Raw genomic sequence first — 9,287 nt, 5'->3', positions numbered from 1 at the left:
GTTTATTGCCTGTGTGCTCATGTTGCCAATTCTTAATATCTTAGCCCTGGTAACGGGCTTGTGGGGGGGCTTGATTATTGCTGATTATCTCTACGGTATTCCCCGGGCGATCTATATTGAGTCCATTCAGAACTTTCTGCAAACTTGGGATCTTTGGAGCTCAATTATCAAATCGGGCATTTTTGGTGGTGTGGTGGCCATCATTGGCTGCAATTGGGGCATTACAACCACAGGGGGCGCCAAGGGCGTCGGTCAATCCACCACGGCGGCGGTGGTGATCTCGCTCCTGGCCATTTTTATTCTCAACTTTTTCCTGTCTTGGGCACTCTTTGGCGGCAACAGTAGCCTCGTACCCCCGTTGTAGAGGGTTGGCCGATGGAACTGCGAGTCGGACAAGGCTGGCGGGTGGGCCGGCGCAGTGATCAACACTATGCAGGTCTAGTGGGGGCAGAGGATTGGGCCACCGAACTCACTGACAGCGAGTTTAGGGCATTTGTGGAGTTATTTCGCCAACTCCATGGGCAGCTGCAGGCGATCGCCCCGGAATTGATGCCCGAGGAAATGATTACCCTCAGTGGTAGCAACGACGCGGTGCACTTGGAATTGGAGGGCTATCCCCATGCCTATAGCCTGCATCTGATTGTGTTGGGCGATCGCCGTGTTGAGGGTACATGGCCTGCCCCTGTGCCCCCCGACTTTCTCCTTGCCTGCTGTGAACTCGAGCACAGGATTGCGAAGGAGCAAAGTTTACAATAGAAAACATCCTTCTCGGTTGCGATCGCCCCTATGACCTCTGCGAAATCCCCGAAGGTCAGCCCCCCCTTGGCGGCACTGGTCAACACCATCAAACAGTTACAACAGCAAGAGCAAATTGGGGGACTCATTGCTCCTTTGGTGAGCTTTGCCCAAGAAGCCCTTGGCATGTCCTTTCTTTGGTTGGGGCTGTACAATGAAGGCTCCAAACAACTCATTGGCCAAGGGGGCACAACGCCCCTCGGTGATCATCCCTTTCTCAAACAGAAACTGACCCTTGCTGCAGGCAGCCTTCTCGATCAGGTGTTGATGAACCGCAAGCCCATTAGTTTGCCCAGTCTCAAGGAAGAACCTCGCCTAGGAGAATTACGGGAAGCCGCTACCCGTTTGGGTATTGAAGGCACCGCTATCTATCCCATTGTCCGCCATCGTCAACCCCTTGGCATTCTTATAATTGGCTCCACCACATGGGGCGATACACTGCGGGGAGATGATTTGGCCCACATGAGCCTCCTAGTCAGTGCCCTGGGCCCGGAACTGGAACGCCTAACAGCGACCAAAGCAACGAAAGCGGTACCAGAAGCAAAGCAAGCGGCTGCTCCCACAATTACCAGTGATGACCCCATACGCCATCTGCTGCAGGAGGCCAGCCGTGCCAATAGCTTCGGCCAACGTATTGAAGCGCTGTTGCTGGCAGTACACCAATTTTCTCAACCTCAACGTACCAGCCTCTTTTGGCGAGATTTGGAGCAACCCCTCTATCGGCGGCGTAGTTACACTGTGGGTAAACCCCAGGGCCGCGAGAGCCAGCGGCAACCCCTAGCGATTACGCAGCAGGAGTTAGCCGGTTGTTATACTGCCTTTGCCAGTGGCCAAATCGTGAGCGTCAGCGATAGTCAAAGTGTCGTCAGTGCCACCGCACCCTTGCGGCTGATGCAAATGCTCAACTGCCGTGCCCTTCTGGCAACCCCGATTCTGGTGGGCACGGATGTCGTGGGCTTTCTCACATTCGAGCGCAATGAGCCTTACCCTTGGAACGACAACGAGAAGAAACTCCTGCAAGTCACCGCAGAGCTATTGGCCTTGGCAGCGCCCACTGAACGCCTGGAACATCTCTTGGCCCAAACCCGGCATGCCCAAAGCTTGGCGAGTGAGTTGGCTCAAGCCATCTGTGAGGAGCAGGACTGGAGGCGGGTGCTCCACCGGGCGGGCGAAAAGTTAGCGGCGGATCTAGGGGCGCAGTGGGTCTTTTTGCTGACCTATAACTCCCTGACCCAAGCCTTTGATGTCCTGTTTCAGTATCCCGCTCCCCGGGGGCGCGATCGCCATCCGCCCTTCCCGCCATTGCCAAAAATGGATTGGCAGCTTCTGGAAACAGCCACAACCGCCATTGCCCTTGAGGACTACAGCAATGAATTGCGCCTTTACTCTTGGAGGGAGGTTCTCAGCAAGCTGAATATCCAGTCCCTTCTGGTGGCAACCACCACCCCTGGCCATTCCTTGGAGGCGCTGCTGCTGGCGGGGCGCACTGAACCCACCGTTTGGGGCAAAAGTCAGCAAACTCTTGTGCAGGAGGTGGCTCGTATCCTTGGCCTGATTAGCCATCAGTGGCAACTGCAAAACACCAATACGCAGCAGGAGCAGGTACGATCGGCAATGTTGGCGGGGTTAAGGGCCCTGCAACGCACCCAAAACCTCGAGCGTCTTGAAATGACGGGCTTGCAGCAGCTCATGAATTTGATGCAGGTGCCCCTTGTGGCTTTAGTGACTTGGCGACCCGGTCAAACCGTTGGCTCAATTGTGGCACCGCCCCCCAGCCATCCCAAGTTTGCCATTCGCAACGACACTGAGATTGCCATCTACGAGGATCCCTTGATCCACAGTGCCCTGATGGCCTCCCAAGCCGACGTCAGTGGCAATCCCTACGCTTGGTTGATTCAAACCACGGCCGCTGAACTGGATCCCCGTACCCGTGAGTGGCTGTCAGGCCCAGACATGGGCCAGATTTTGGCGATCGCCCTGCGCACTGATCCAGAATATGAACCGTCGGGAGTGCTGATTGTTGCCGATCGCCGCGATCGCCTCTGGTCAACCTTGCACCTAGAGGCCTTCATTACCCTTGTCAACCATTTAGCTTGGGCACACCGCAGCACCTCCCTCATTCAGATGCTCACCCAAGGCTGGCAGACCCTTGAAACCCTCAACTGGTACAAACACCGTCGCCTTGAACAGGTCTATGGTCAACTCGCGAGTCTCTGCAATCAGTTGACGCAATGGGTTCAGCAGCACCCCGAGGCAGATTCACTGCTGCGGCGGTTGGGCACGCTCCTGCAAACCCAGCTGGAATCTCTCCATCCTCTCTTGAGCCATGAGGTGTGGCAACTGGACAAAGCCACCCAGACAGCCGGCCTAGCGGTAGTCCTCAAGCGAGTGATGGATCGCATTGAAAACTGGAAGCAGCGCAAACAACTGTGGATTCAAGTTCACAATCAACCTGTGCTCACCCTCAATGGTGACCTTAGCAAGCTGGAGTTAATCCTCTATGAATTGCTGCTTTTTGCCTGCCAGCGATCGCCCTCCCAAGGCCGCATTGACATTTGGTGCCAGCAAATGGAAGGTATGGGTCAGGGGGGGAAAATGGAGTCTTGGCTGGAACTCTCCATTACCGACAATGGGGAAGTGGAGCCACAGTTACTCATTAAACTGCACCAACTGGAGCATCTTGACTGGCTTGCTCCCTCTAGCCTTGATCAGCCCCCCGGGCGCCACCTCAAAATTTGCTGCCATCTTTGTCAACGCCTAGGCTACAGCCTCGACATGTATAAGTTAGAAGATGGCCGCTTCCTGAGTCGTCTGCTCATTCCCCTAAATAATGGCGACACGGGTACCTTCGAACTGCAATCTTCACAGCCACGCCAATGACCCCCAGCACGATCGCCCTTCTCGGGCTCCCCAACACTGGTAAATCGACATTTTTCAATCGCATTGCTGCTGCCCGTGCCCATGTGGGCAACTGGCCGGGGATTACCGTGGACTTAGCAGAAGCCGAGATTTTCCTCAATGGTGAGAGGGTTAAGCTGGTGGATTTACCGGGCATCTACGATCTGGCGGGGACAGCTGCCGATGAAACCATTGTGCGTGAGTTTTTCCAACGCGTGCCGGTGCGGTTGGTGTTAGTGATTCTCAATGCCAGTCAGATTCAGCATCAATTGCGCTTAGCCCTTCAGGTGAAGGCTTGGGGGCTACCCATGGTGGTGCTTTTGAATATGGCTGATGAAGCTCGGCAACTGGGGATTCAGATTAATACTGAGAAGTTGAGCGATCGCCTGGGGGTGCCCGTCGTTGCTCTCAGTGCCAAATACGGTGGTGGCTATTGGGAGGCCTACGAAACCATTTGCCATGCTCTCAAGGAAGCACCTATTCCCCAAAACCCGCTCCTCCAGCCAACGTTACCAGAGCTTGATTTGGGAGCGATCGCCCCCCTATTGGCGGACACCGTCACTTTCCCCAGTCGCACCGTTCGCAGACTAACCGAGCAATTGGATCACTGGTTGCTACACCCCCTGTGGGGATTGCCCCTCTTTTTTGGGGGGCTATACCTTGTCTTTCAAGGGGTGTGGGTACTGGGCCTAGGGCTTCAAGGCTGGCTCAGTGACACCTTTGAAGCCTTTCAGGCACAGGTGCTGGCGCCATTCTTCGCAGGGCTTCCCCCCTTGCTCAGCAGTTTGCTAATCGAGGGCATCTATGGCGGCATGACCACAGTGGCAGCGTTTGTGCCCTTAGTAACCATCTTCTTTATTGTGATGGCGATCGTCGAGGACAGTGGCTACCTGGCCCGTGCTGCTTATCTCATGGATGGCTTGATGGCACGCTTGGGTTTGGACGGCCGCAGTTTTGTTCTCAGCTTGATGGGCTTTGGCTGCAATGTGCCGGCCTTGATGGCCACCCGGATTATTCGCTCGCCGGGGCTGCGGCTGCTGACAATGCTGATCATTCCCTTTTCCCTCTGTTCAGCACGGCTACAGGTGTTTGTCTTTCTCATTGCCTGCTTGTTTCCACCGCAGTGGGGGGCAGCCGTCCTGCTGTCCCTCTATGGTTGGAGCATCCTTGCAGCCTTGTTCACTGCCCTCTGTTTTCAAGGCTATTTCCCGAATACGGATCCCTTTTTGCTGGAGTTGCCCCCCTATCGTTGGCCGACGGCACAACAGGTGCTCCTGCGGGCGTGGGGCGAGGTGCGGCACTTTCTCTCGCGGGCAACGGGCTTCATTATGATCGGTGTCTTAGGGGTGTGGGCATTGACCCATTTGCCCTTGAATGCAACGCCCGCCAGCCCAGAAACCTGGGCGGGCCAACTGGGAAGAGCGCTACAACCGCTTTTAGCACCGGCGGGCATTACCCCTGAACTGACGATCGCCCTCATTGTCGGTTTTGTGGCCAAGGAAATTGTCATTGGCGCGTTGGCAGTTATCTATCACCTTTCGGGTACCTCCCTACAGCAGGCGATCGCCCAGGACTTGACCCCGCTGCAGGCCTACAGCTTTATGCTTTTTACTCTCCTCTATACCCCCTGTCTCAGCACCCTTGCCACCCTCTGGAGTGAATCCAAACGCAAGCAGTTTACAATTTTTGCTATCCTCTATGCCTTGGTAATGGCGTGGGTCGTCAGTGGCAGTGTGTATCAGCTTGGGCACTGGTGGGGATGGGGCTAGTGACCACTCTTTGCGGCATTGGCATAGGACCTGGCGATCCCGAACTCATTACCCTTAAAGGTTGGCGACGCCTACAACAAGCAAGGGTGATTGCTTTTCCGGCGGGGCTACAGAAACGGCGTGGTATTGCCGAGGAGATTATTTCTCCCTACAAACAACCCCAGCAAATTTACCTTCCCCTCGAGTTCCCCTATGTTCTTGAGCAAGATATCTTAAAACGGGCATGGCAAAAGGCAGCCGATCAAGTCTATGCATACCTTGCTCAGGGCACTGATGTGGTCTTTGTGTCTGAGGGGGATGTCAGTTTCTACAGTACGTTTTCCTATCTAGCAGCAGCCGTCCAGAACCTTGACCCCCATATTGCCCTTGAGGTGATTCCGGGAGTTTGCTCCCCCTTGGCAGCAGCGGCCAGTTTAGGGGTGCCCCTCACCTTGGGGAGGGAGCGCCTAGCGATTTTGCCAGCGATGTACCACGGGGATGAGCTCCCACGGGTATGGGCATGGGCAGAGGTGGTGGTTTTAATGAAGGTGCGATCGGTGTATGGCTCCGTCTGGCATTGGCTCAAGGAACATAATCTCTTGGAACAGGCGGCAGTGGTGAGCTGGGCAACAACGCCCAAACAACAAATCTACACCCCCCTTACAAACTATCCAGAGTTAACCCTGCCCTACTTTTCGCTGCTCATTGTTTGGAAGCGGCGCCCAATCTTGGAGAATGTTCTCGAGTGCCTAGGTCAATCCTAGATGTCCACTCAAATAGTCCTGTAACTGTCGGGCATGGTCGTGGGCTAGATCGGCTAAAGGCAGGTCACTCAGGGGAAAAGCCTCTACTGCCCGCACTTCCTTGGCGTCCAACACCTGCGGCTCACCAACCACCCGGGCAGCGATCGCGATACACACGGCATGGACACGGGGATCTCGCTTCGGGTCAGAGTAAACCCCCACTAGGCCTTCAAAGCTCTGGAGGCGCAGCCCTGTTTCTTCTGCCAGTTCGCGGGCGCCCGTCTCAAGAATGGTTTCTCCCCAATCCATCATACCCCCGGGCAGCGACCATTGACCGGTATCGCGGCGTTGCACCAAAATCAGGCGATCGCCTGCGGTCAAGGCAATGACTGACACCGCCACAAAGGGATGCCGCCAGAATCCCTTCAGGAAAAAGCCTAGAACTCGCCAAAACCCACTCACCCTTGCAGCCGCTCCAGATCCGCTAGCACTTGCGCCACGTGGGCATCGGGTTTGACCCGCCGATAAATGGCGGCAATTTTACCCGTGGGATCGATGAGAAACGTATCCCGATAGACACCCAGATATTCCTTGCCCAGGAACTTTTTCGGGCCATAGCTGCCGTAGGCCTGGGCAACCTTGGCATCCCCATCTGCCAGCAGCCGAAAGGGCAAGTCGAGCTTTTGCTGGAATTTGGCGTGGGAGGCGACACTGTCGGGGCTGATGCCTAAGATAACGACGTTGCGATCGCCCAAAGTGGCACTAACCTCACGGTAGGCGCGGGCTTCTTTGGTGCAGCCAGGGGTATTGTCACGGGGATAGAAATAGAGAATCACCCACTGACCTTGAAAGTCAGCCAAACGCACCAGCTGACCAGTGGCATCGGCCAGTTCAAAGGGGGGAGCGATCGCCCCAGGGGTTAGGGACATCTTTGAGCAATTCCCAATGGTTGACCACTTCTATCTTCCCCTAGTTTGGCACCTGCTGGGGTGGCCAAGGGGAGTAGCCTCTAGCCCTTAGAGAAAAAGAGGCGAATCAATAGGTACAGCATGAGCTGGCGATAACGATAGAGCAGGAAGGCGATCGCCGGTGTCAGAACCACAAAAAAGCCGTAGAGACCGACCACGGTGGCTAAATCGGTGTGGAAAAAGTCGCGGGCAAGGCGAACAAAGTCGTGATCAATGCCCCCCTTACCCATGAGGTACATCTCCCGAAACACAGGATTAAACTGCAACTGCCAAGCAAAGCGCATATTAAAAAACACAATGAAAAACCCCAGCATACTGTAGAGGGGACGTTCAACGGGGTAGCGGCACCCCCAACCACTGAGGGCACGGTAGAGAAAAATCACGGCAAAAATCAGTTCAAAGCCATGCCCCATGGCCACAAAAAGCATTTCATGGATAGGACTAAAGGCCACAAGGCTGTAGAGCAGCGTCAAGACCCCAAGGCAAATAAGGGTAAGCCGATTTTGACGGTAGAAATAGGCCAAGGCCAGTAATCCTGCATAGATGAGCAGGACAAGACCCCCTGCGCGATCGCCATGGAGGGTGACGCCACCACCGTAGCGAAAATCAAAGGCCGGAACCGCTGGATAGCCAAAGAACCACGCCATCACTGCATGACCCAGCTCGTGAACCAGAGTCACCAGCGGACTGAGCAAAAATGTCACCTGCTCTGAAGCAAGGAGCAAAAGCGATAGACCCAACCCGGCTGCGATCACTTGCCCATCTTGGGTGCTGAGGGGTTGTACAGGAATGCCAAACTCCTCCCTGCGGGGAGGGGTGGGGAGCTGCTGACGCAGGTGCTCCCCCTTGGCAAGGCGCAGTAACTCATGGGGACGGGTCAGGTCAAGCACCGCTTCCCAGAGATCGTTGCTGTCTTGGGAAGCTGTGATCAGGAGACTACTGTGGGCATAGCTTGGCCAATGGATCAGTTCGCGAGCAAGTAGTGTTAGCACAATCGCAGCCGGGACAGCCGTTGGACACTGCAGGCGCAACAGGAGAGATTCTGGCTGCTGACCCACTGTGACCCCTATCCCCTGGGGGGCAAGGGCCGCTGCTAGGAGGGCTTGAATGGCCTCAAGATTCCCTCTGGCAGCCACTCGGCGTAGAGCAGAGCGGGTCATGATCTATTCCGATTCCAGGCGGCGTAGCCACTCGCGATCAATGGCTTCCGATTGGGCGAGTTCCTGCTCCACTAAATCCTGATCTGAGCGATAAATGACATCCTGTTCACGGATTTGCCGCTGCTGGGCATAGGCTTGAGCGGCCCGTAATTTGGCACGCAACTGGGGTGTGGGATTGGCCAAGAGATTAGCGAAGTGGTAGCGGCGGGCATTGCGATCGCGAATGCGTTGATTTTGCCACAGTAACCAGTAGTACCGCCCCAAGGGAACCCCCAAAAAGCCAATGCCATAGCCAAGTAAAATCCAAAAGATCGAGGCAACAAAGGCCACCAGTCCCCCCAGCTCTTGGGCGATCGCCCCATCTCCCAGCAGGTACCACAGCATCAGTGCACCGATGAGATTGACACAGCCCAAGCCAATGGCCACCATAACTTGCCAAGCGGGCGCCCGACTAAAGCGCCAGAGCTGCTCCTCCAAGATGGGGGGAAGTGTCGGCTGTGGCCCTTGGCGAGTTTGCGCCGTCGTTTGTAACTCAGGAAAGCAATAGATAATTTGCCCTGTCTCTGTAACCTGCGGACGACCATTAAAGTGGGTGAGCACAGGCAGCATGTACCACTCATCGTCCCCCGGATTGGTTTCTAAATCGAGATAGGGGGCAATTTGCTCTGCCGTAACTGCCCCGCCATTGTTGCGAATGACCTGGCCAATCAGCTGCCAGCGGCGTTCTTCAAGGTCAGCATTGGGATTGCCATCGCCAAAGAGGAAGGAATAGACCCCCTCAAAGAAGCTCATTTCCTCGCCATTTTCCCTTGATGGGGAGCGCGATCGCTGGGGGGAAGGATCGCCAAAGAAATACCAAAAGTCAGGAAAGACCCAAAAATTCAGGCCACCGCCCCCCCAAGAGCTGTCTTGGCCACGATCGTCACCGTCTCGGCCTTGACTGGAAAGGGCAATCAAAATGATGGCGATCGCCAG

The 9,287-nt window shown here is 55.5% G+C and carries 9 protein-coding genes; 5 read left to right on the top strand and 4 right to left on the bottom strand.

Annotated elements, in window-relative coordinates; translation table 11 throughout:
* The 5 genes from H8Q75_RS08175 to H8Q75_RS08155 all read left to right on the top strand — a co-directional run.
* On the top strand, window positions 1–364 hold a 364-nt coding region (locus tag H8Q75_RS08175; RefSeq protein WP_297041115.1), incomplete at its 5' end, for an ABC transporter permease.
* A gap of 11 nt (window positions 365–375) precedes the next feature.
* Window positions 376–756: a DUF1818 family protein gene (locus tag H8Q75_RS08170; RefSeq protein WP_024124304.1), complete on the top strand. Its 381-nt coding sequence runs from the start codon at window positions 376–378 to the stop codon at window positions 754–756.
* A gap of 30 nt (window positions 757–786) precedes the next feature.
* On the top strand, window positions 787–3,675 hold the full coding sequence (locus H8Q75_RS08165) for a GAF domain-containing protein (protein ID WP_297041114.1): 2,889 nt from the start codon (window positions 787–789) through the stop codon (window positions 3,673–3,675).
* The gene (gene feoB / locus H8Q75_RS08160) at window positions 3,672–5,462 is read left to right on the top strand and encodes a ferrous iron transport protein B (RefSeq protein ID WP_297041113.1); all 1,791 of its coding nucleotides are present in this window, start codon (window positions 3,672–3,674) and stop codon (window positions 5,460–5,462) included. Before H8Q75_RS08165 ends, feoB begins: the two co-directional genes overlap by 4 nt.
* The gene (locus tag H8Q75_RS08155) at window positions 5,408–6,205 is read left to right on the top strand and encodes a precorrin-2 C(20)-methyltransferase (RefSeq protein ID WP_157869638.1); all 798 of its coding nucleotides are present in this window, start codon (window positions 5,408–5,410) and stop codon (window positions 6,203–6,205) included. The genes feoB and H8Q75_RS08155 overlap by 55 nt, the downstream gene beginning before the upstream one ends.
* Here H8Q75_RS08155 and H8Q75_RS08150 read toward each other — a convergent pair.
* The 4 genes from H8Q75_RS08150 to H8Q75_RS08135 all read right to left on the bottom strand — a co-directional run.
* On the bottom strand, window positions 6,191–6,646 hold the full coding sequence (locus tag H8Q75_RS08150; RefSeq protein ID WP_024124308.1) for an NUDIX hydrolase: 456 nt from the start codon (window positions 6,644–6,646) through the stop codon (window positions 6,191–6,193). The two genes, H8Q75_RS08155 and H8Q75_RS08150, sit on opposite strands and share 15 nt — an antisense overlap.
* The gene (gene bcp / locus H8Q75_RS08145; RefSeq protein WP_024124309.1) at window positions 6,643–7,113 is read right to left on the bottom strand and encodes a thioredoxin-dependent thiol peroxidase; all 471 of its coding nucleotides are present in this window, start codon (window positions 7,111–7,113) and stop codon (window positions 6,643–6,645) included. Before bcp ends, H8Q75_RS08150 begins: the two co-directional genes overlap by 4 nt.
* Window positions 7,114–7,193: 80 nt before the next feature.
* Entirely contained in the window at window positions 7,194–8,312 is a 1,119-nt protein-coding gene (locus H8Q75_RS08140) for a hypothetical protein (RefSeq protein WP_297041112.1), read from the bottom strand.
* A gap of 3 nt (window positions 8,313–8,315) precedes the next feature.
* A partial coding sequence (locus H8Q75_RS08135) for a hypothetical protein (protein ID WP_297041111.1) occupies window positions 8,316–9,287 on the bottom strand: 972 nt, incomplete at its 5' end.

Source organism: Thermosynechococcus sp. OHK43, assembly GCF_014466085.1.
Taxonomy (GTDB): Bacteria; Cyanobacteriota; Cyanobacteriia; order Thermosynechococcales; family Thermosynechococcaceae; genus Thermosynechococcus.
This window is presented reverse-complemented; position numbering and strand designations above follow the sequence as displayed.

What these genes read in the sequence shown, in the direction of transcription:
- bcp (WP_024124309.1), bottom strand. Translation starts at nt 7,113, where the DNA reads ATGTCCCTAACCCCTGGGGCGATCGCTCCCCCCTTTGAACTGGCCGAT.
- feoB (WP_297041113.1), top strand. Translation starts at nt 3,672, where the DNA reads ATGACCCCCAGCACGATCGCCCTTCTCGGGCTCCCCAACACTGGTAAA.
- H8Q75_RS08170 (WP_024124304.1), top strand. Translation starts at nt 376, where the DNA reads ATGGAACTGCGAGTCGGACAAGGCTGGCGGGTGGGCCGGCGCAGTGAT.
- H8Q75_RS08165 (WP_297041114.1), top strand. Translation starts at nt 787, where the DNA reads ATGACCTCTGCGAAATCCCCGAAGGTCAGCCCCCCCTTGGCGGCACTG.
- H8Q75_RS08140 (WP_297041112.1), bottom strand. Translation starts at nt 8,312, where the DNA reads ATGACCCGCTCTGCTCTACGCCGAGTGGCTGCCAGAGGGAATCTTGAG.